Annotated in this window: 20 protein-coding genes; 14 read left to right on the top strand and 6 right to left on the bottom strand. The window is 60.4% G+C overall.

Annotated elements, in window-relative coordinates; all coding sequences use genetic code 11:
- The 10 genes from urtD to E4K09_RS17810 all read left to right on the top strand — a co-directional run bounded on the left by urtD (position 1) and on the right by E4K09_RS17810 (position 7,953).
- Entirely contained in the window at positions 1 to 753 is a 753-nt protein-coding gene (gene urtD / locus E4K09_RS17855; protein ID WP_134499136.1) for an urea ABC transporter ATP-binding protein UrtD, read from the top strand.
- A 2-nt stretch (positions 754 to 755) separates the two neighbouring features.
- The gene (urtE, locus tag E4K09_RS17850) at positions 756 to 1,451 is read left to right on the top strand and encodes an urea ABC transporter ATP-binding subunit UrtE (RefSeq protein ID WP_134499167.1); all 696 of its coding nucleotides are present in this window, start codon (positions 756 to 758) and stop codon (positions 1,449 to 1,451) included.
- Positions 1,452 to 1,566: 115 nt separating this feature from the next.
- Entirely contained in the window at positions 1,567 to 2,280 is a 714-nt protein-coding gene (locus E4K09_RS17845; protein WP_342211357.1) for an urease accessory protein UreD, read from the top strand.
- A 9-nt stretch (positions 2,281 to 2,289) separates the two neighbouring features.
- Complete coding sequence (locus E4K09_RS17840) at positions 2,290 to 2,910, top strand: urease subunit gamma (protein ID WP_134499134.1); 621 nt, start codon at positions 2,290 to 2,292, stop codon at positions 2,908 to 2,910.
- Positions 2,910 to 4,637 (top strand): urease subunit alpha, encoded by a 1,728-nt coding sequence (gene ureC, locus E4K09_RS17835; protein WP_134499133.1) that lies wholly within the window; start codon positions 2,910 to 2,912, stop codon positions 4,635 to 4,637. Before E4K09_RS17840 ends, ureC begins: the two co-directional genes overlap by 1 nt.
- Before the next feature lies 1 nt (position 4,638).
- The gene (locus E4K09_RS17830; RefSeq protein WP_134499132.1) at positions 4,639 to 5,112 is read left to right on the top strand and encodes an urease accessory protein UreE; all 474 of its coding nucleotides are present in this window, start codon (positions 4,639 to 4,641) and stop codon (positions 5,110 to 5,112) included.
- A 4-nt stretch (positions 5,113 to 5,116) separates the two neighbouring features.
- A complete protein-coding gene (locus E4K09_RS17825) occupies positions 5,117 to 5,806 on the top strand; it encodes an urease accessory protein UreF (protein ID WP_244610571.1) in 690 nt (229 codons plus the stop codon).
- A complete protein-coding gene (gene ureG, locus E4K09_RS17820; RefSeq protein ID WP_134499130.1) occupies positions 5,803 to 6,426 on the top strand; it encodes an urease accessory protein UreG in 624 nt (207 codons plus the stop codon). Before E4K09_RS17825 ends, ureG begins: the two co-directional genes overlap by 4 nt.
- Positions 6,392 to 7,027 (top strand): HupE/UreJ family protein, encoded by a 636-nt coding sequence (locus tag E4K09_RS17815; RefSeq protein WP_244610570.1) that lies wholly within the window; start codon positions 6,392 to 6,394, stop codon positions 7,025 to 7,027. The genes ureG and E4K09_RS17815 overlap by 35 nt, the downstream gene beginning before the upstream one ends.
- Before the next feature lie 224 nt (positions 7,028 to 7,251).
- Positions 7,252 to 7,953, top strand: a complete 702-nt coding sequence (locus E4K09_RS17810) for a LuxR C-terminal-related transcriptional regulator (RefSeq protein WP_244610569.1) — start codon at positions 7,252 to 7,254, stop codon at positions 7,951 to 7,953.
- A 55-nt stretch (positions 7,954 to 8,008) separates the two neighbouring features.
- Here the strand turns inward: E4K09_RS17810 and E4K09_RS17805 are convergent, their stop codons facing one another.
- Complete coding sequence (locus tag E4K09_RS17805) at positions 8,009 to 9,436, bottom strand: protein adenylyltransferase SelO (protein ID WP_134499128.1); 1,428 nt, start codon at positions 9,434 to 9,436, stop codon at positions 8,009 to 8,011.
- Between the two features lie 321 nt (positions 9,437 to 9,757).
- Here E4K09_RS17805 and E4K09_RS17800 point away from each other — a divergent pair, with 321 nt between their 5' ends.
- The 4 genes from E4K09_RS17800 (at position 9,758) to E4K09_RS17785 (ending at position 15,846) form a co-directional block, all read left to right on the top strand.
- Positions 9,758 to 9,955: a hypothetical protein gene (locus E4K09_RS17800; RefSeq protein WP_134499127.1), complete on the top strand. Its 198-nt coding sequence runs from the start codon at positions 9,758 to 9,760 to the stop codon at positions 9,953 to 9,955.
- 531 nt (positions 9,956 to 10,486) lie between these two features.
- Positions 10,487 to 13,801: a transcription-repair coupling factor gene (gene mfd, locus E4K09_RS17795; protein ID WP_134499126.1), complete on the top strand. Its 3,315-nt coding sequence runs from the start codon at positions 10,487 to 10,489 to the stop codon at positions 13,799 to 13,801.
- Positions 13,802 to 13,896: 95 nt separating this feature from the next.
- Positions 13,897 to 14,124: a hypothetical protein gene (locus E4K09_RS17790; RefSeq protein ID WP_134499125.1), complete on the top strand. Its 228-nt coding sequence runs from the start codon at positions 13,897 to 13,899 to the stop codon at positions 14,122 to 14,124.
- Between the two features lie 246 nt (positions 14,125 to 14,370).
- The gene (locus E4K09_RS17785; protein ID WP_204985751.1) at positions 14,371 to 15,846 is read left to right on the top strand and encodes a sensor domain-containing diguanylate cyclase; all 1,476 of its coding nucleotides are present in this window, start codon (positions 14,371 to 14,373) and stop codon (positions 15,844 to 15,846) included.
- Positions 15,847 to 15,856: 10 nt separating this feature from the next.
- On the opposite strand, the gene greA is transcribed toward E4K09_RS17785, so the two are convergent.
- The 5 genes from greA to E4K09_RS17760 form a co-directional block, all read right to left on the bottom strand.
- Positions 15,857 to 16,324: a transcription elongation factor GreA gene (gene greA / locus E4K09_RS17780; protein WP_134499124.1), complete on the bottom strand. Its 468-nt coding sequence runs from the start codon at positions 16,322 to 16,324 to the stop codon at positions 15,857 to 15,859.
- A gap of 63 nt (positions 16,325 to 16,387) precedes the next feature.
- Positions 16,388 to 17,506, bottom strand: a complete 1,119-nt coding sequence (locus E4K09_RS17775; protein ID WP_134499123.1) for a branched-chain amino acid ABC transporter permease — start codon at positions 17,504 to 17,506, stop codon at positions 16,388 to 16,390.
- Positions 17,503 to 18,528 carry a branched-chain amino acid ABC transporter permease gene (locus tag E4K09_RS17770; protein WP_134499122.1) on the bottom strand — a complete coding sequence of 342 codons (1,026 nt, stop codon included), beginning with the start codon at positions 18,526 to 18,528 and terminating at the stop codon, positions 17,503 to 17,505. The genes E4K09_RS17775 and E4K09_RS17770 overlap by 4 nt, the downstream gene beginning before the upstream one ends.
- Positions 18,525 to 19,250 (bottom strand): ABC transporter ATP-binding protein, encoded by a 726-nt coding sequence (locus E4K09_RS17765; RefSeq protein WP_134499121.1) that lies wholly within the window; start codon positions 19,248 to 19,250, stop codon positions 18,525 to 18,527. The genes E4K09_RS17770 and E4K09_RS17765 overlap by 4 nt, the downstream gene beginning before the upstream one ends.
- Positions 19,243 to 20,016: an ABC transporter ATP-binding protein gene (locus tag E4K09_RS17760; RefSeq protein WP_193557310.1), complete on the bottom strand. Its 774-nt coding sequence runs from the start codon at positions 20,014 to 20,016 to the stop codon at positions 19,243 to 19,245. Before E4K09_RS17760 ends, E4K09_RS17765 begins: the two co-directional genes overlap by 8 nt.
- Positions 20,017 to 20,021: the final 5 nt, after the last annotated feature.

Raw genomic sequence — 20,021 nt, 5'->3', positions numbered from 1 at the left:
ATGACCGCACCAATTACTCCGGCGTTGCTCTATCTCGATAACATCACTGTAACGTTTGATGGATTTCGAGCTCTTAATGCGCTGTCTCTGGCCGTCGATCATGCAGAGATGCGGGCCATCATTGGCCCGAACGGTGCAGGAAAGACCACAATGATGGACGTGATCACAGGAAAGACCCGTCCAAACCAGGGAACGGCTCTCTTCGAGGGCTCTCACGATCTGACCGCATTGGACGAGGCTGCCATTGCAGAACTTGGCATTGGCCGCAAGTTTCAGACGCCGACCGTGTTCGAGATGCATTCCGTCGAGGATAACCTTCTTCTCGCCAGCAGGAGCAGGCGGGGACCTTTCTCGACTCTGTTCGCTCGGCAAACCCCCCGTGAGCGCGAACGAATGGATATGCTGCTGGACCGAGTACGCCTGACAGCCCACCGGAGACGTAAGGCGGGGGAACTGTCACATGGGCAAAAACAATGGCTCGAGATCGGCATGCTGCTCGCACAGGAGCCGAAGCTGCTGCTGATCGACGAGCCGGCGGCCGGAATGACCGATCAGGAAACCGCCGATACGGTCGACCTCCTGCGCGACATTGCAACAACAAAGGCCGTTATCGTGGTGGAGCACGACATGACCTTCGTTCGCGATCTTGGCGTCAAGGTCACGTGCCTTCACGAGGGATCCGTCTTGGCGGAAGGTCCATTGGACGCTGTCAGCGCCAACGAGCGTGTGGTTGAGGTGTATTTGGGCCGATGACGATGCTTTCCGTTGAGAACCTCTCCCTTCACTATGGCGCCGCGCAAGCCCTGCGAGGGGTTTCCGTCGAAGCCGCCGTGGGTGAAGTCACCTGCGTCCTTGGGCGCAACGGCGTCGGAAAGACGTCTCTCCTGCGGGCTATCGCGGGTCATCGTCCGGTCTCCGGCGGTGCGATCCGTTTTGACGGGAGTGACATCACCTTTTTGCAGCCTTACGAGCGGGCTGGTCTCGGGATCGCGTATGTTCCTCAAGGGAGAGAGATCTTTCCGTTGCTGACGGTTCGGGAAAACCTCGAAACTGGTTTTGCCCCGTTGAAGCGTGCCGAGCGTCGGCTTCCGGGCGAAATTTTTGAGCTCTTTCCCGTTCTCAAGTCGATGTTGCACCGACGGGGAGGCGATCTTTCCGGAGGACAGCAGCAGCAGCTTGCCATCGCCAGAGCCCTCGTCACTCGGCCCCGTCTCCTTGTGCTCGATGAACCGACGGAGGGAATCCAGCCATCCATCATCAAGGATATCGGCCGGGCGATCGATTACCTGAGAGGGCAGAAGAGCATGGCCATTCTGCTGGTCGAGCAATATTTCGAGTTTGCGCGCGATCTGGCCGACCGCTTCGTCGTGATGGAGCGTGGCGAGATTGTCCAGAAAGGGACCCGTCAGGCGCTTGGGAGAGACGATGTACGTCAACGCTTGGCCATTTGACGGGACGCTAGGGGCGGCCAGTCCCCAGCGTCAGCGTGCCAATGGGCGCGTCGCCTTCAGTGCGGCCGGCCTGAATGGCCTAACGCGCCCGATGCGGATCGAGGAGAGTGGGTCCATGCGCATCCGTTTGCCGAAAGGCGAGGGGAACGCTCTCGATGCCGTCCTCGTCAATACGGCAGGAGGAATTGCTTGCGGCGACCGTTTCGCAGTCGAAATCGAAGCGCAGTCCGGAGCCAAAATCTGCCTGGCGACTCCTGCGGCCGAGAAGGTCTACCGCTCCGACGGACCTGTTGCAGAGTTGTCGGTCTCACTGCACGCGCATCCCGGAGCGAAGGTCGAATGGCTTCCGCAGGAGACACTTCTTTTCGATGAAGCGCGTCTTTCGCGGACGATGGATGCGTCCATCTCCGAGAACGCGAGTCTCACCCTGTTCGAGGCAGTCGTCTTTGGGCGTGAGGCCCGGGCCGAATGTGTCCAAAATGGCCTGTTCGAGGACCGATGGCGCATTCGGCGCGGCGGGCGCCTTATCTATGCCGACACACTGAGGCTGATCGGGCCGCTCTCGGAACTCCTGAGCAAACCGGGTGTCGGGAATGGAGCTCGGGTGCTTGCAACCATGGTTCATGGTGCGCCCGATGCAGAGGCCCGTCTGGACTTCGCCCGCTCGCACCTCCTCTCCAGCACCGGCTGCGAGACTGCTGCGAGTGCTTGGAATGGTCTCCTGGTTGTCCGGTTCTGTGCTGTGAGCATCGCGGCGCTTCGGGCAGCCGCCATCCCGTTTCTCATTGGCTTTCGCGGCGAGCCCCTGCCGCGTGTCTGGCTCAGTTAAGGTTCTCTCATGCAACTCACACCCCGTGAAAAAGACAAGCTCCTCATTGCCATGGCGGCCATGGTCGCTCGGCGGCGCCTGGAGCGGGGCGTCAAGCTCAACCATCCGGAGGCGATAGCGCTCATTACGGACACAGTCGTGGAAGGCGCGCGGGATGGGCGTACGGTCGCCGAACTGATGGCGGCCGGCGCCCATGTCGTTACCGCCGATCAGGTCATGGAAGGCGTAGCCGAAATGATCCACGACGTGCAGGTGGAAGCCACATTTCCGGATGGCACGAAGCTCGTCACAGTCCATCATCCGATCCGGGGCGCGGCCTCGACGGATGTGCCGGGGGAAGTCAAGGCTCAGCCTGGTGCGGTTGTATTCAACGAGGGTGCCGAGCGTGTCGCATTGATCGTGGCCAATACCGGAGACCGTCCTATTCAGGTTGGCAGTCATTATCACTTCTACGAGACCAATCCGGCTTTGTCCTTCGAGCGCGAGAAGGCGCGCGGCATGCGTCTTGATATCCCGCCCGGAACAGCCGTGCGTTTCGAACCCGGGGCAACCCGCGAGATCGTCCTCGTGCCGTTCACCGGCAAACGCGAGGTTTACGGCTTCCGTCAGGCTGTGATGGGAGGGCTCTGATGCCGAATGCAGGAACTCCCTCATCCTTGTCTCGGGCTGCCTACGCAGAGATGTTCGGGCCGACCAAAGGCGACAAGATTCGCCTTGCCGACACGGCTCTTGTGATCGAAGTGGAGCGGGACTTCACCACCTACGGCGAAGAGGTGAAATTCGGGGGCGGTAAGGTCATCCGCGACGGAATGGGTCAGTCACAGGCCGCACGGGCCGCAGGAGCCGTCGATACGGTCATCACCAATGCGGTCATCCTCGATCACTGGGGCGTAGTGAAGGCTGATATCGGCATCAAGGACGGTCGGATCGCAGCTATCGGCAAAGCGGGCAATCCGGACGTCCAGAACAATGTCGATATCATCATTGGACCTGGCACGGAGATCATCGCAGGCGAGGGCAAGATCGTCACGACGGGAGGCTTCGACTCCCACATCCACTTCATCTGCCCGCAACAGATCGAAGAGGCGCTCATGTCCGGCATCACCACGATGCTTGGTGGCGGTACGGGACCTGCGACCGGAACTTTCGCCACCACATGCACGCCGGGGCCATGGCATATCGCGCGGATGATCGAGGCCGCGGACGCTTTTCCGATGAATCTCGCTTTCACAGGAAAGGGCAACGCTTCGCGGCCGGCTGCGCTTGAAGAGATGATCCAGGCGGGCGCCTGCGCGCTCAAGTTGCACGAGGATTGGGGTACCACGCCCGCGGCCATCGATTGCTGTCTCTCGGTGGCCGATGCCTACGACGTGCAGGTGATGATCCACACGGATACCCTGAACGAATCCGGTTTCGTAGAAGATACGATCGCGGCTTTCAAAGGTCGCACCATCCACGCCTTCCACACGGAAGGCGCGGGCGGCGGTCACGCACCGGATATCATCAAGGTGGCGGGGTTGCCCAATGTCCTGCCGTCCTCCACGAATCCGACGCGGCCCTACACGGTCAACACCATCGACGAGCATCTCGACATGCTCATGGTCTGCCATCATCTCTCTCCGACGATCCCCGAGGACCTTGCTTTCGCTGAGAGCCGCATTCGCAAAGAGACGATTGCGGCGGAGGATATTCTTCATGACATCGGGGCGCTCTCCATGATGTCATCCGACAGCCAGGCTATGGGTCGGGTGGGAGAGGTCATCATTCGGACTTGGCAGACCGCCCACAAGATGAAAGTGCAACGTGGAGGGTTGCCGGGCGAAGTGGGTGATAACGACAATCTTCGCGCCCGCCGTTATATTGCCAAGTACACGATCAACCCGGCCATTGCGCACGGTGTTTCCAAGCACGTCGGCTCGATGGAGGTCGGGAAGATCGCCGACATTGTCATCTGGACACCTGCCTTTTTCGGAGTGAAGCCCGACCTCGTGCTGAAAGGCGGGGCGATTGCCGCCGCTCTCATGGGAGATCCGAATGCGTCGATCCCCACGCCGCAGCCGGTCCATTACAGGCCGATGTTCGGAGCCTATGGCCGCGCCCTTGCGGCGACATCCGTTACATTCGTGTCCAGGGCGGCTGCCGAGAACGGTTTAGCGTCGAGGCTTGGTGTAAACAAGCAGCTTGTCGCAGTCGAAAACGTGCGCAGTGGGATCGGTAAGAAGGACATGGTGCTCAATAATGCGACCCCGTTGATCGAAGTCGATCCTGAAACCTACGATGTTCGCGCCGATGGAGAGCTCCTCGTCTGCGAGCCGGCAAGCATCCTCCCCATGACCCAACGCTACTTCCTGTTCTGATATGATGCGCGCCACATCCATCATCCGCCGAGCGAATGTCGATGCCGACCGCGTCGTGGACGTGATCACGCTCGACCATGGAGATCGCCACCGCAGGCGTATTCTATTGAACGCCGATGGTGGCACCACCTTTCTGCTCGATCTCGAAAAGGCAGAGGCGCTGGAGGACGGCGATGCCATTCGCCTGGATACGGGATGGCTTATCGAAGTGCGAGCCGCCTCGGAGCGGTTGATGGAAATCAGAACCGGGGACATCCTCGAGCTTCTGAACCTCGCCTGGCACATCGGCAACCGGCACGTTCCGGCGGAGATAGGGCCGAATGCGATCTATATCGGTTATGATCACGTGCTGATGGACATGCTGCGCGGGCTGGGAGCGCGGGTGGAGGTCGTCGATCGTCCCTTCCAGCCTGTGCGAGGGGCTTACCATCACGAGCACGGCCACCACCATCATTCTGGGCACGCCCATGGATGATCTGATGAAGCGCGAAGCGGTAAGTCCTGAAGCCATGGCGATATTGCCGCTGTTCGCATGGCTATCACCGTCCTATCCTGTCGGCTGTTATGCCTATTCTCATACTCTGGAATGGGCGGTCGAGACAGGAGACGTCACGAACGAGGAGACACTCGTCGCATGGCTCACGGACCAGCTTCTGCTCGGGTTTGGACGTAACGACGCTATTCTCCTCGGTGAGGCCTATCGTGCCGTTCGGGATAGAGACGCTTCTGCTTTGGAGGGCGTCAATGATCTTGCACTGGCTCTGTCTCCGTCCGCGGAACTCTACCTTGAAACGAGCCAGCAGGGGCGCAGCTTCCTTGACGCGACCATCGCGGCTTGGCCGTCATCCCGCCTGATCCTCATTGAAGGCGACGTCGCATATCCCGTTGCCGTCGGCATGGCGGCAGCAGCGCACGACATTCCCTTGTCGATCGTCTCGTCTGCCTATCTCTTTGGATTCGTTCAAACGTTCGTTTCCGCTGCGATCCGGCTCGCCCCGATCGGGCAGACGGCAGGAATTCGCGTCTGCTCTGCTTTGTCGGCCACCGTTCAGATGGTGGCGGAGAAGACGCTCAATCTGTCGCTCGATCATATCGGGAGCGCAATGTTCCGCGCTGATCTCGGCTCGTTCCATCACGAAAACCAGTATACGAGGCTTTTTCGCTCATGAATTCCCAAACAGGACCCCTTCGCGTCGGAATCGGCGGGCCGGTAGGATCGGGGAAGACGGCTCTGATGGAGGCGCTCTGCAAGACCTTCCGCGAGCGCTACGATATTTGTGCCATCACGAACGATATCTACACCAAGGAGGATGCGCGTCTTCTCACCGTGGCAGGAGCTCTCCCGGTCGAGCGCATCATGGGAGTCGAGACGGGCGGATGCCCGCATACTGCCATCCGCGAGGACGCATCGATCAACCTTGCGGCCATTGCCACGATGCGAAATCGCTTTCCGGCAATGGATCTCATTTTGGTGGAGTCCGGCGGTGACAATCTCGCAGCCACGTTCTCGCCTGAGCTCGCCGATCTCACGATCTACGTGATCGATGTTGCGGGCGGTGAGAAAATTCCCCGGAAGGGCGGGCCTGGGATCACCCGATCGGACCTCCTCGTCGTCAACAAGATCGACCTCGCGCCTTATGTCGGAGCTGACCTTACGATCATGGAAGAGGACACCATGCGCATGCGCGGGCAGCGTCCCTACGTATTCAGCAACATAAGGGATGGCATCGGAGTCGATGTGATCGCTCGGTTCATTGAGCGAGCTGGTGGCCTGGCTGGGGCGGCTTGAAGAAAATTCAAACGAAGGGGAAATCGTCATGAAATCAACACGCATACTTCTCGCTCTGGGGCCTATGATGGCCGCCACTCCAGCTCTGGCCCATGTAGGAGAACACTATCATTGGAGCTTCGCGGCTGGATTCACCCATCCGTTCGGTGGAGTGGACCATGTTCTGGCGATGCTCAGCGTCGGCGTGTTGGCAGCGTTACTGGGCGGGCGAGCCATTTGGTTCGTCCCCGCGACATTCGCCGCAATGATGCTCGTTGGTGGCGGACTTGGCATGGCTGGAGTTGTCGTTCCGGCCTTCGAGATCGGTATCGTGGCTTCGATGATTGTCTTGGGCGCTCTTGTGACATGGGGAAAACCGCTGGCGCCCTTCGCTACGATGGCTCTCGTCGGGTTCTTTGCAGTGTTCCATGGTTATGCGCATGGAGTCGAACGAACGGTAGAGGATTCCGGTCTCGGCTACAGCGCCGGCTTTGCGCTCGCGAGCTTCTCCCTTCATGGTCTCGGCATTCTAGCTGGAGCAGGCATGATCAAGAATGAGCGGGCAACGCGCGTGTCGGGGATTGCCGTGACCCTGGTCGGGGTATGGGTTGCATTCAGTTGAGGAGGGCTGCATTGATCGACATGAAATGTTGGTTTGAGCCAGCTCTGCCCAATATACTTGCACCGGCCGTAGGTTGTTGGTGATGCACGTTGTAACGTGCGGCCCTGGGTAGGTTGCGGCACGTTGGCTGGCGCGGCTATTCTGGGTTGCACTTTTTCGTCCCCTTTTCTATCGAGCAGACGTCTTGAAGGGGAAATTCGATGAGTGGGCCTCCGGCCATCGGCTTGATCGTCGATGATGATGCGAACTTTCGCATGACTGTGAAGGCAATCCTTGATCGCATTTTCAAGCGCTCGCACCTCATCGAAGCCGATTCCTTGGATGGCGCTCTGGAACGCCTGGGGGAATATCCGAATATGGCTCTCGCCGTGTTCGGCCTTTCCACGCCAGGGATGAGAACGCCGACGAACCTGCGGACGGTGCGCGCATGTTTCCCTCAGACGAAGGTCGCCGTCGTGTCCACGTCCGACCACCGGCGAAACATTCTCCTGGCGCTTGAGGCGGGGGTGCATGGTTACATGCTCAAGAGTTTGAGCGACGAGGAGATGGCGGCCGCCCTCAGGCTCATCCTCGGTGGCGGAATCTATGTCCCTCCGAGTCTGGCGGATATTTCGTCCGAGCCGGTTGGAACCTCAGAAGAGGATATGCCCCCATCCATGGGGAAGGGTGACAAGACCGCTGTGCCGGAGCCGGCTTCTTCGTCTGTCGGCCCGCTCACATCGCGCCAGCAGGATGTGCTTGATCTGCTTGTGCAAGGCAAGACGAACAAGGAGATTGCCCACGCTCTCGGACTGCGTGAGGGGACCGTCAAAATTCATATGGCGGCCATTTTCCGTTATTTTGGGGTTAACAACCGCGCGGCGGCGGCCGTGGCTGGGGCGCGTCCGTATCCAAACCGGAAGCGCAACCTGATGAGCGAGCCATAGCGAGTTTCGCACCACTCAGGGAGGAAGCAGCAGATCGTTCTGCTGCACCGCATGTTCATGCATCCCTCAAGCCGTAGGCCTCAGCCATCAGGTCGATCTCTGCGAGTTTGGCGTTGAAGGAAGACCAATCGTCGCCGTTTGCAATGGGTTCCCAAAGTGCTTCGACCTCGTCGATCAGCATCGTACAGGGTCGTTCCTTTGCAAAATCGGCATGATCGAGCACGATTCCTGGAAGCGGCTCAAACCGTTCCAGAGTGTCGCGAAACGGCTCGAAGGTCGTAGCGGAATAGTATGAGGAGGACGGGCTTCGCCGCGCACGCTCAGTGCTCCGCGCGCCTCCGAACCAATCGAAGAATGTCTGCTCGAAAGGGGCCTGCGTGCTATGCAGAAAAGTCCAGAGACTTTTCGCGAGCAATCCGTTCAGCTCGGGGTTTTGGGGGCGCAGGCCGAGCCGACGAAGGATCGCCGCCGCGAATTCCTGGTGCAATGCCGGCTCGAAGGCCGTGAGCGCCTCTTCGAGTCTGCTCTGTTCGGCAATGGGCAAAAAGCATTCCGCGAGCCTGAACAGGTTCCACAAGAGCGCATCAGGCTGGCGGCCGAAAGCGTAGAGACCCGTTTCGTCGAAATACGCAGCCGTGAAGGCAGGATTATAGGTGGGCAGAAAGCGCCAGGGACCGTAATCGAAGCTCTCTCCGGTGATATTGACATTGTCGGTGTTCAGCACGCCATGCACAAAACCCGCAGCCATCCACTGAGCGCCCATGCGCGCCACCCGACGGCAGACCTCTTCCAGAAAGGCAGTTGCCCGTTCCGCCTCGCTGTCACGCCAAATCTCGGGCATGTAGGTCGTGATCGTATAGTCGAGCAGATTGCTGATGTTGGGAATTTCATCCAGGTAGAGCAAACGCTGGAATGTGCCGATCCGGATGTGCGAATGGCTGAGGCGCACGAGAACGGAGGAACGTGTCGGTGAGGGCTCGTCGCCTCTCTCCAACTCCTCGCCGGTTTCGATCAGGCTGAACGACTTGGACGTGTGGACGCCGAGCGCTTCCAGCATCTCGGTCGCCAGGACTTCCCGCACGCCACCCTTGAGCGTCAGGCGTCCATCCGCATGACGCGACCAGGGCGTCTGTCCGCTCCCCTTGGTCGCGAGGTCGAGCAGCTTGTCACTTCGGGTGTCGTACAGTTGAGCGAAAAGAAATCCGCGTCCGTCGCCCAGATAGGGATTATAGGTTCGAAACTGGTGCCCGTGGTAGCGCAGGGCGAGCGCTTCCTGCAGGCTGCCGGGAAGGGGTTCGAACATGCCGAAGTGTCTGATCCACTCTTCGTCCGTTAGGCTCTCAAGACCGGTACGCATCGCCCATCGCCGGTTCCGATAGCGCAGGTGATGCATTGGGAAGCGTGCTGGCGTGACGATGTCGTAGAATTCAGGCCCAAGCGCCTGATGGCTCGTCGCGGCACGGTACAGAGGAGAAAGCGGCATCAGATCAGGTTCCGTGTGTTCTGTTCAATCCCTTCCGTGCTGGAATGTTCATTACGGGCGAGATGGCCAACCACTTCTTGATCAAAGATGTAAGTGTCTCTAAAATACGATACAATGTGTAGGAATATGTGTGAGATTAACCATGTTGTGGAAAAGTATTTCTCACATTTTCAGAACCGGAAATCTCCGCTCTTTCCGGAGCTTAAGCGGGATCATTCAAGGCATCACCGCCGCCTCCAGGTCGAAACGAAAGTTAACGGCTTGGCCAAAGCAAAGGCGACTCCTATGATTCCTCAAGCGAAGCAGTCCGAGGAGAGACGAATGGTACCCAAGGATATGGCCACCCTTTATGGGCGTGTTGCTTTGGTCGTTTTCGCCTTTGCCTTTGTTGCGGCGATCATCGCCGGCCCCCTTCTACAAAAAGCCGGGTTCGGTCCGTCCGTTACTGCGGCGCAGGACGTTCCGATTCCGGAGTTGGTCCGTGTCAAGGCCACGGCTGCCTCGGGCGGGCGTGGGTAAGGATCCGTTTTTTCCGAGGGCATGAAGGCAACATCGTTCCTGCCGACGGACGTGGGCGAGGTCTTTCCGGAAACGTGCGATGAGCAACGACAGCATTTTGCGCCAGGAAATCCGCCATTCCTTGAACCGGGCCCGCAGCTTGATCCGATCCTATTCAGGGCTCTATTCACGTGAGGACCTTGCCCAAGACGTGCTTACGGTCTGTGATGAGATAGTGCAGATCTCGCACCCCACTCCACGCCTTAAGGAGATTCGCTGGCTCGTTCATGAACGGTGCGCGAAACTGGTGCGGGACGCAGACCGTTTTTCCATGCGTGATCCCACGACCATTGCTGTATCCCGAGCTCAGGCTTGCGCCTCAATTGACATGCTTCAGGACGCATTGCTCGAAATGCGCCGGGCTGAGACGAACGCTCCGCGAATCGGTGCACTTCTGAGAAGGCGAAGTTCTTAGGTGCAACTGGCGAAGCCAATGGGCGTTGATAGTGTGTTCGCCACATCTTCCGCCCAACAAAGCCCCAAGAGAACCCTATGCATCCCAAGCCCATTGGTCCTCAGGACACAGGGCATACTCATCTTACCCTTGCGCCGCCTCTCGGCCTCCATGCAGTACGCCTGATCGAGCTGGCAGATACGACTGGAGCGGAGGGGGTGATTTACCTGGCACAGGGACGGCGCAGGGCGGAGCTGCTGGCAAAGGCGGTCCGAGGATTGTCCCCAGACCTGCAGGTCTTTCTCCTGCCGCCCTGGGATTGTCTTCCTTACGACAGCGCCTCGCCCTCGCGCGAAGTGATGGGGCAGAGGATGTCGATGCTCCGGCAGATGCTGGATCGCAACGACAAGGGGGGTGTGCTCATCACGAGCCCGGCCGCCATCATTCAAAAGCTGCCGCCGCGCAACGTGATACAGAACGCGAGCTTGTCTCTCAGGGCAGGGGATCGGTTTGCGCAGGAACTCCTTGAGCGATTTCTGGATCGCACAGGCTATGTTCTTGATGACCGGGTGGATGAGCCGGGAGAAGCGGCCATCCACGGACAGGTTGTCGACATCTTTCCAGCCAATTCCGCCCTGCCGTATCGCATCGAGCACGATGGAGCGAGGATCCTCGCGATCCGTCGCTACGACCCTGTTTCTCAAAGGACCGAGGAGGAGATCGCAAATATCATGCTCGAGCCCGCATCAGAGGTGGTGCTGAGCAAGACGGATGACGGCCGTTCCCCGCAGGAGCGTCATGCCGGAATGGAGCACCGCCTGCCGGAATATTATGAGGGCCTAGAGACGGTCTTCGATTATTGGCCTGGGGCGGCAATCTTGATGGAAGGACGGGCGGAGGAGCGGCGTCAGGACGTGATGGACGAGGTCGTCGATGCGTTCGAGAGTCGGACCAGTCTCCGCACGAGTGCCGAGCACGCCGTAAAGCCTGAGCGGCTCTTCATTCTGGAACAGGAATGGCAAGGTCTGCTGGACGCACGCCGCGTGACGCTCATTCATGAGGTGGAGGACGACGATGCTGCCGTGCCCTTCTTCGCGGGCTCTCCAAAACCGTCACAGGCGCTGTCGCGTTTCATCCAGGCGCAAGATCAGGCCAAGCGGAAGATCGTGCTTCTTGCCGCAACGCAGCGTGATCTAACTCAGCTGCGCCGCAGGTTGGGCGAATCAAAGCCAGAGCCTGTTGGCGCCGACAGCTGGGGTGAGATCGTCGCGGGCCCGTTCCAGGGCCGTTTTATGATCACGGCAGACATCAGGGGCGGCTTCATCGACGCGTCCTCGGATATTGCAGTGATCACGGCTTATGACGTTCTCGGCAGCCGCGCGAGCAGCGAGGATGCAGCCGCATCCCCGTCAACGATTGGTCAACTGACGGATATCGGCTTTCACATTGGCGACATCGTTGTCCACAGCGAGCATGGCCTTGGCCGGCTGGACGGCATCGAGAGGGTGTCGCTCGATGCTGACCACAGCGAGGACGCCGTTCGCCTCGGGTATGCGGATGATGCGACGCTCATGGTTCCAACGGCGGAGATGGATCGAATCTGGCGTTACGGCGCATCTCCTGAAGCTGTCAAACTGGATAGGCTCAACGACAATACGTGGGCTGCTCGCCGCCGGAAAATCGAGAGCGAGCTCCAGGAAACAGCGCAGCGGATGAAGACACTTGTCGCAGCGAGGAACGGGACCGAGCTGGATCCAGTTGTTCCGCCCACGCGGTATTATGAGCGCTTCGTTGCCCGTTTCGCCTTTTCCGAGACCCCTGATCAGTCTCGCGCCATCGAGCAGGTCCTGCAGGATCTCGCTTCGGGACATCCGATGGATCGCCTCGTCTGCGGCGATGTGGGCTTCGGCAAGACGGAGGTCGCTTTGCGTGCGGCAGCAGCCGTGGCTCTTTCCGGGAAGCAGGTGGCTATCGTCGCGCCGACGACGGTTCTTGCACGTCAGCACTTTCGGACCTTCCGGCGGCGTTTCGCCGGTCTCGGTGTGGAGGTTGCGCACCTTTCACGCCTTGTCGCTCCCGCAGAGGCGCGGGCCGTCAAGAAAGGACTGGCGGACGGGTCGATCAGGATCGTCGTGGGAACACACACGCTTGCCGGAAAAGGAATTGCATTCAGTGACCTCGGCCTTGCGGTCATCGACGAGGAGCAGCGCTTCGGAGCGTCCCATAAGGCAAAGCTACGGGAGCTGACCAAGGGTGGGCACGTTTTGACGCTCACGGCTACACCGATTCCGCGAACCCTGCAGTCGGCACTCGTCGGATTGCAGGACATCAGCATTATCGCGACACCGCCCGCGCGGCGCCAACCGATCCGCACTTTCCTGACCCCTTTCGATCCGGCCACCGTGCGCGATGCGCTCATGCGCGAGAAGAGACGGGCCGGGCAGAGCTTCGTGGTTTGCTCCAGGGTGGAGGACATCGAGCCGATGCAGGAGCAGCTGAGAAAGCTCGTGCCCGATCTCGACTTGGTCGTGGCGCACGGGCAGATGCCGCCGGCCGAGACGGACGAAGCGATGGTGCGCTTTGCGGATGGAGAGGGGGATGTGCTGCTTTCAACCAACATCATCGAAAGCGGGCTTGATGTTCCCCGTGCGAACACGATGCTCGTCTGGCGCGCTGACCGTTTCGGCCTTGCGCAACTTCACCAGCTGCGCGGACGTGTCGGTCGAGGGCGCGTTCGCGGTGCTGCCTATCTCCTGACGGAGCCGGATCAGACGCTACCGAAGGCAACGGAGAAGCGTTTGCGTACGCTCGAGGCCCTGGATCGTCTCGGCGCGGGCTTCGCCATCAGCGCGCAGGATCTCGATCTGCGCGGGGCAGGCTCTCTCCTGGGAGACGAGCAGGCCGGCCATGTTCGGCTCATCGGCGCCGATCTTTATCAAGCCATGCTGGCGCGCACGCTCCGTGGTGAGGGCGTCGAGGATTCTTGGTCGCCGGAGCTGAACCTTGGCATCGCCGGAAGGATTCCTGAGGATTATGTCATCGACGCGGAAACGCGGGTTAATCTTTACGTTCGAACCGCAAGGCTCGACGCTCAGCAGAGTGTGGACGATCTCTGTGCGGAGATCGAAGACAGGTTTGGGGCCTTGCCACAGCCCCTGCAAAATCTCATCAACTTGGCCGAACTGAAGCAGCTTTGTCGTCGTTCAGGCGTCGCACGCGTCGATGCCGGGCCGCAGGCCATAGCCCTGAGTTTTCGCCCGGGAGCCGCTGAGCGACTTCCGATCCAGCGAGCGATGGAAGCTTACAAGGACGAGCTTCGCTGGAACGGGGAGCGACTGATCCTGGCCCGCTCCATTGCGAATGCCGAGGAACGTCTCAAATCCGTTTTGGAGCTGCTCGGCAGATTTGCGTAAGCCAATCTATCCGGCGCACCCTGCCGCAGCTGGCTTGCGAACATATTCAGCCAAACCGACTTATCTCTGAAACGACGGAAGAAAACGAGGAGCCCATGACGTCCGAGGAAATCAAGGAGCTGAATGCTGCGCGCGAGAGCCTCGTCAAGCGACGCCGCGAGATGGCACGGCAGATCGCCGAAGCACCGCTTCCCTCCGTGGAAATGGCGGAGGAGCTCTCCAAGATCCTGACCGCGATCGAGGCCTTGGACCGGGCCCTGAACGAAGCTGGGCATCCTTATATGAGCCAGTCAGTTGTCGATCAGATGAAGGCTGAGGCATGAAAGAGCTTGCCCGGGAGCTGGACCGGCCGTGAGGCATCGGCGATCTGACCAGGTTGAAGAGAGGTCGCGGGGCTCGGGCGCAGGATGAACAGACTTGTGCCCGAGCGACAGGTGGGCTCGATAGGAGCTGTGCCAGCTTTTGCGGCATAAGGGGCAAAGGAGAACCTGCCTTTTTTGTATTTTGCTCTTGTATTACATGCGAGCTTCAGGGTGAATGGCCGGGGAAATAATACCTGCAGGCCCTCCATGCCCCATTCTTTGGCAGCATCTCTACCCGACGACCGACAGGACGACGCGCGCATGTTCGACCTGGCGCCTGTCTCCCTTTGGCTCGAGGACTACAGCGGCGTCAAGCAGCTCTTCGACGAGTGGCGTTCCGCCGGGATCGTGTCGTTGAGAGAGTACCTGGAGGAAGACATCGAACGGGTGCGTGCCTGCTCCAGGCGGATCCGCGTCATCAAGGTCAATCGAAGGACACTCAGCCTCTTCGAAGCTGATAACTTGGCCCATTTGGTCGACAATCTCGACAAGATCTTCCGTGCCGACATGTTCAAGTCCCACATCGAGGAGCTTGTTCAGCTCTGGGACGGAAACACGGAGTTCGGCAGCAACGCCGTTAATTACAATCTCTCTGGAAAGCGTCTCGACATTCAACTCAAAGGAACAATCCTGCCAGGGCACGAGAGCCGGTGGGACCGTGTTCTCGTGGCGATCGAGGATGTCACCGAACGGGAAACGGCTCGCCGGGAGCTGGCGATCAGCGAGACTTACTCACGCGGTCTTTTCGAACATTCTCCCGTTTCCCTCTGGGTGGAGGATTTCAGTGCGGTCAAGAATTTGCTTGACGATGTTCGGCGGCAGGGGATCAGCAATTTCCGCACTTTCACCGATGTGCACCCGGAATTCATTGCCCGTTGCTTGAGCGAAATCCGCGTCATCGACGTGAACCGGCACACACTCGAACTGTTCGCCTCACCCGACAAGAGAACGCTGTTGAGCAATCTCGGCGACGTGTTCCGCGAGGAGATGCTGGATCACTTCAGGGAGCAGCTCATCGATCTCTGGAACGGCAAGATTTTCCAGCAGAGGGAGGTCGTCAACTACTCCCTGGCCGGAGACGAGCTTCATCTGCACCTGCAGTTCTCGGTCCTGCCTGGCTACGAGCACGATTGGTCGCTGGTTCAGGTCGCGCTGACGGATATCACCGCCCGCAAGCGTGCAGAGGCTTATCTGGAGTACCTCGGCAAGCATGACGTGCTGACCAAGCTCTACAACCGCTCCTTCTATGTCGATGAGCTCAATCGTCTGGAGCGCAAGGGACCTTTTCCGGTTACCGTCGTCATGATCGATCTCAACGGCCTGAAAATGGCGAACGACCAGCTCGGGCATGCGGCTGGGGACGCACTCCTGCGCCGTGCCGGTGAGGTGCTGAGCAAGGCGGTCGACAAACCTTCGTGCGCGGCTCGCATCGGAGGTGATGAGTTCGCCCTCCTGATGCCGGGAACGGACGAGCGCGATGCAAAGCTGGTGCTGGAGAGCATCGAGAACATGCTCGAGGTCAACAACCAGTTCTACACGGGTCTCCCGCTCAGTTTCGCGATGGGACTTGCCACCAGCGAACCCGGGGAGCGGCTGGAGGCGGTCGTCAGACGTGCAGACCTGAGGATGTATGAGGCCAAGCGAGCCTACTACGCGTCCACGGAACGAGACCGCAGAGCCTGAGTACCGATCGTCAAATGGTGATGCCGATGATTTCCGCCGTGGTCGATCCAACGGGAATGATGTCGCCCACCTCTTTGCCCATCAGCGCTTGCGCAAGTGGCGAGACATAGGAAATGGTTCCCTTCGCTGGATCCGCCTCATCCTCGCCTACGATGCGATAGGTCTGCTGCCGCCCGTCTTCGCGCTCGAAGGAGACGCGCGCCCCAAAACGCACATGCGTTGTGTCGGTGGGCGGTGGGACCACCTCGGCCGAGACACGCCGCGCCGACCAATACCGCAGGTCGCGTGAGAGGCGGGCCATCTCGGCCTTGTCATCCGCGGCTTTCGCTTCATCAAGACGTTGTTCCAAGGCCTGGATCGTCGCATCCATCTGGGCCAGCCCCGATGGAGTGACGAGATGATGAGGGGTCAAGGTCCGGTCTGGCAGATCCTCGAAGGCTTCTCCGCCTTCGGCCTCACGAACAAAGGCACGACTCATGGACGCTTCCTCCGGTCTTTAAAAGAAAACGCATCAGACCGGCGAGGTTTCCCATCTACGACTTTATTGCTCAGCCTGTCGGAGGCGCCCGACGATGCCGCCTGGAAACGCGTAGACGCTGATCACGAAGAGTGCCCCGAGCCAGAGCAGCCACCGATCCGGGTGGACCAAGTCCGGCAGCACCGGCACTCCCGCGAGTGCTTTGCTCGCGGCATCCATGAGCACCTGAAGATAGCTCTGTGCCAGGACGAAAAGCGCAGCGCCGATCACGGATCCATACATCGTTCCCATGCCGCCGATCACCACCATGAGCAGAATGTCGATCATGATGGAGAAGGACAGCGTCGTGTCCGGTCCATTGTAACGTAGCCACAGGGCCATAAGGGCGCCCGCCATCGTTGCGGCAAGGGCCGAGAGGACGGATGCGGCCGTGCGATAGGCGACAACACGGTAGCCGAGAGCTTCGGCGCGGAATTCGTTCTCGCGGATCGCCTGCAGCACGCGGCCGAAGGGAGAGTTCACGATCCGCAGGAGCAGAAGGAACGTGAGAAGCGTGGCAAAAAACAATATGTAATAGGCAATGAGACGCCCATTGACCGCTACCCCGAACACCGGCTCCGAGAGGAGCCTGAAGGCCGGCCGCAATTCATAGGGAAGCTGGAACGACAGGCCATCCTCGCCGCCGGTGATCGTGGAAAGCTGAGAGGCCAGAACGGCCATGGCCGATGCGACCGCCAGGGTAATCATCGAGAAGAAGATCGCACGAACGCGCAAGGACAGAAGACCGATCGCAACGGCAAGGAGGGCCGAGAGGCACAAGGCCGTGCCGAGGCCGACGGCCACCGAGGTCCATGTTGCTCCGAGCCTCTCCGATGCGATCGCGATTCCATAGCCTCCGATGCCGAAGAACATGGTGTGGGCGAACGAAACGATGCCGGTATAGCCGAGCAGCAGATCGTAGCTTGCCACGAGAACGATGAACACGCAGATCTTCGCCGCCGTGCTCAGGGGCTGGCTGCCGGAGAACACGAACGGCGTCGTCGCCAGCATGAGCAGAATGGCCAGCAGGACGACGGTCAGCACCTTCGAGCGGGGCAGGTCCGACGACAGAAGACCGGTCAGGACGCTGCCGCTCGCGCGGTCTCTGTCGACAGTCAAGGCAGGAGCAGGAGATCGGCTCATCGACGTGCTACCGGAAAGAGGCCCTGCGGACGCCAGATCAGCACCAGAGCCATGACAAGAATGTTGGAAATGAGGGCGAGCTTCGGCTCGACGAAGCCGACATAATTGGCGACCAACGCGACCAGGATCGAACCGACGAAGCACCCGCCCACTGATCCGAGCCCACCGATGATGATCACGATGAACACGAGTACCATCACGTCCATGCCCATTCCGGCGGTGAGGGTCTGGCGATAAAAGGCCCACATGACGCCACCGAGGCCCGCGAGCGCGGAGCCTGCCACGAACACGCTGACGAAAAGGCGGCGGATCCGGTAGCCCAGCGCCTCGACCATCTCCGGATTCTCCACGCCCGCACGAATGAGGAGGCCGAGGCGGGTGCGGTTGAGCAGAAGCTGCATCCCGAGGAACACGAAGAGGCCGATGCCGACCGCCACCACCCGATAGCGCTCCATGACAACGTCACCGATGATGAAGGCGCCGCGCAGGGTCGCCGGAAGAGGGATCGCAATGGGCGAGGCACCCCAGATGGCATGGATCGCCTGCTCGGCTACGATCAGGCCGCCCATGGTGACGAGGATCTGCTTGAGATGGCTGCCATAGACGGGGCGCACGATCACACGCTCGAAGACCGCGCCGACGACGGCGGTGAAGCCCATGGCCGCAAGAATACAGAGCAGGAGCAGGCCGAGATTCAGCCATATCGAATCCGCCTGGACCCAACCTCCAAGCGGGCCCAGCACGAGAAGGCTGGCGTAAGCGCCGAGGGAGATGAAGACCCCGTGCCCGAAATTGATGATGTCCATGAGGCCGAAGACCAGCGTGAGGCCTGACGCCATGAGGAAGATCATCATGCCCATGGCGAGCCCAGCGACCGTGAGGGTCACCCAGGTGGAGCCGCTGCCCACGAAGGGCAGGGCGATGAGCGCGAGCGCCGGAACGAGCAGAAGCGGCAGCCAGTCGGTCTTCGTGCGCGGAAGCTGCTCGGTCGACGCAGAGGATTCGACGGCTATGTCGGTCATTGGTGAGCATCCAGGGAAAGGCCGAGCAGGCGCTGCTGCATGTTCTTGTCGGCAACGAGTTCGCTCATGGGGCCCGAATGCACGATACGTCCGTCGTCCATCACGAGGACGTTGTCACCCAGTGCCGATGCCGCGTGGAAATTCTGTTCCACGAGCAGGATCGTCTCACCTGCGGCCTTCAGGGCCTTGAAGGCCTCGATCATGCTGCGGACCATCACGGGGGCAAGGCCCTTTGTCGGCTCATCGATGAGCAGAAGACGGCGTGGTTCCGCGATGGCGCGGGCGATGGCGAGCATCTGCTTCTGTCCTCCGGAGAGATTGCCGGCAGGCAGATTCCAGAAGCGCTTCAACGCCGGGAAAAGGCCGAGCATCCAGTCGAGGCGTGTGGAATCCACCGGGCCGCTGCGGGCGGCGAGCACGATGTTCTCACGAACGGTGAGGCCTGCGAAGATGCCCATGGATTCCGGAACGTAGCCGATTCCCGCGCGTGCGATGTCCGGCGTCGTATTCCGTGTGATGTCCTCGCCCCCGAAACGGATTGTTCCCGACGATGCCTGCCACAGGCCCATGATCGTGCGAAGCGCCGTCGTCTTGCCCGCACCATTTCGGCCGAGCAGCATGGTGAGCTGGCCCGCGGGAGCGGCGAAGTCCACCCCGTGCAGAATATGATAGGGGCCGATATGCGTGTGGACGCCGGAGAGTTGCAGCAAGGCTTCAGCCATTGGCCGCCTCCAGGCCGAGATAGGCCTCCTGCACCACCGGTGAGGCGATGACCTTGGCAGGCTCGCCGTCGGCCACGAGAGCGCCATTGTGCAGCACGACAATGCGGTCGGCGAGCGAACGGACCACGTCCATCTTGTGCTCCACGAGCAGCACGGTCGCCTGCCCCTGGTGTTTGATGTCCTGGATGAGGTCGAGCACGGTCGGCACCTCGTCGACGCTCATGCCCGCCGTGGGCTCGTCGAACATGAAGACCTTCGGCTCCATCGCGATGAGGAGCGCGACTTCGAGCTTGCGCTGATCGCCATGGGAAAGCGCCTTCGGGGCGATGTGGCGCTTGTCGCTCAGGCGAACGCGCTCGAGCACCTCTTCCGCCTTGGCTATGAGATCGCGGCGGCTGGTCCAGACCTTGAACAGCGACCAACCTGCCTCGGCGCGGCTCTGGACGGCAAGGCGCACGTTCTCCAGTGCCGTCAGGTCGGGAAAGAGATTCGTGAGCTGAAAGGCGCGGCCCAGGCCGCGCTTGGCGCGGGCGGAGGGAGCAAGGGAGGTGATGTCCTCGCCCTCGACCAGAATCCGTCCAGCCGTGGCGCGCAGCTGGCCGGAAACAAGGTTGAAAAAGGTCGTCTTACCGGCCCCGTTCGGACCGACGATGGCCGTGAGCGTGCCGGGTGTGAACTGGCACGACACATTGTCGACGGCCACATGCCCGCCGAAGCGAATGGTGAGCCCGCGCGTTTCGAGCGCGGGCACGGCTGAGGATGTCATGTCTG

It is taken from the genome of Microvirga pakistanensis (assembly GCF_004458765.1).
Classification (GTDB): domain Bacteria; phylum Pseudomonadota; class Alphaproteobacteria; order Rhizobiales; family Beijerinckiaceae; genus Microvirga; species Microvirga pakistanensis.
Note: the sequence above shows the minus strand (reverse complement) of the source record. Positions and strands in the feature narration are given on the sequence as shown.

Coding starts and splice junctions, on each gene's coding strand:
- E4K09_RS17840 (WP_134499134.1), top strand. CDS start 2,290: ATGCAACTCACACCCCGTGAAAAAGACAAGCTCCTCATTGCCATGGCG.
- E4K09_RS17785 (WP_204985751.1), top strand. CDS start 14,371: ATGCCCCATTCTTTGGCAGCATCTCTACCCGACGACCGACAGGACGAC.
- ureC (WP_134499133.1), top strand. CDS start 2,910: ATGCCGAATGCAGGAACTCCCTCATCCTTGTCTCGGGCTGCCTACGCA.
- E4K09_RS17765 (WP_134499121.1), bottom strand. CDS start 19,250: ATGGCTGAAGCCTTGCTGCAACTCTCCGGCGTCCACACGCATATCGGC.
- E4K09_RS17760 (WP_193557310.1), bottom strand. CDS start 20,016: ATGACATCCTCAGCCGTGCCCGCGCTCGAAACGCGCGGGCTCACCATT.
- E4K09_RS17770 (WP_134499122.1), bottom strand. CDS start 18,528: ATGACCGACATAGCCGTCGAATCCTCTGCGTCGACCGAGCAGCTTCCG.
- urtE (WP_134499167.1), top strand. CDS start 756: ATGCTTTCCGTTGAGAACCTCTCCCTTCACTATGGCGCCGCGCAAGCC.
- E4K09_RS17825 (WP_244610571.1), top strand. CDS start 5,117: ATGAAGCGCGAAGCGGTAAGTCCTGAAGCCATGGCGATATTGCCGCTG.
- greA (WP_134499124.1), bottom strand. CDS start 16,324: ATGAGTCGTGCCTTTGTTCGTGAGGCCGAAGGCGGAGAAGCCTTCGAG.
- mfd (WP_134499126.1), top strand. CDS start 10,487: ATGCATCCCAAGCCCATTGGTCCTCAGGACACAGGGCATACTCATCTT.
- ureG (WP_134499130.1), top strand. CDS start 5,803: ATGAATTCCCAAACAGGACCCCTTCGCGTCGGAATCGGCGGGCCGGTA.
- E4K09_RS17830 (WP_134499132.1), top strand. CDS start 4,639: ATGATGCGCGCCACATCCATCATCCGCCGAGCGAATGTCGATGCCGAC.
- E4K09_RS17775 (WP_134499123.1), bottom strand. CDS start 17,506: ATGAGCCGATCTCCTGCTCCTGCCTTGACTGTCGACAGAGACCGCGCG.
- E4K09_RS17805 (WP_134499128.1), bottom strand. CDS start 9,436: ATGCCGCTTTCTCCTCTGTACCGTGCCGCGACGAGCCATCAGGCGCTT.
- E4K09_RS17800 (WP_134499127.1), top strand. CDS start 9,758: ATGGTACCCAAGGATATGGCCACCCTTTATGGGCGTGTTGCTTTGGTC.
- urtD (WP_134499136.1), top strand. CDS start 1: ATGACCGCACCAATTACTCCGGCGTTGCTCTATCTCGATAACATCACT.
- E4K09_RS17790 (WP_134499125.1), top strand. CDS start 13,897: ATGACGTCCGAGGAAATCAAGGAGCTGAATGCTGCGCGCGAGAGCCTC.
- E4K09_RS17845 (WP_342211357.1), top strand. CDS start 1,567: ATGCGCATCCGTTTGCCGAAAGGCGAGGGGAACGCTCTCGATGCCGTC.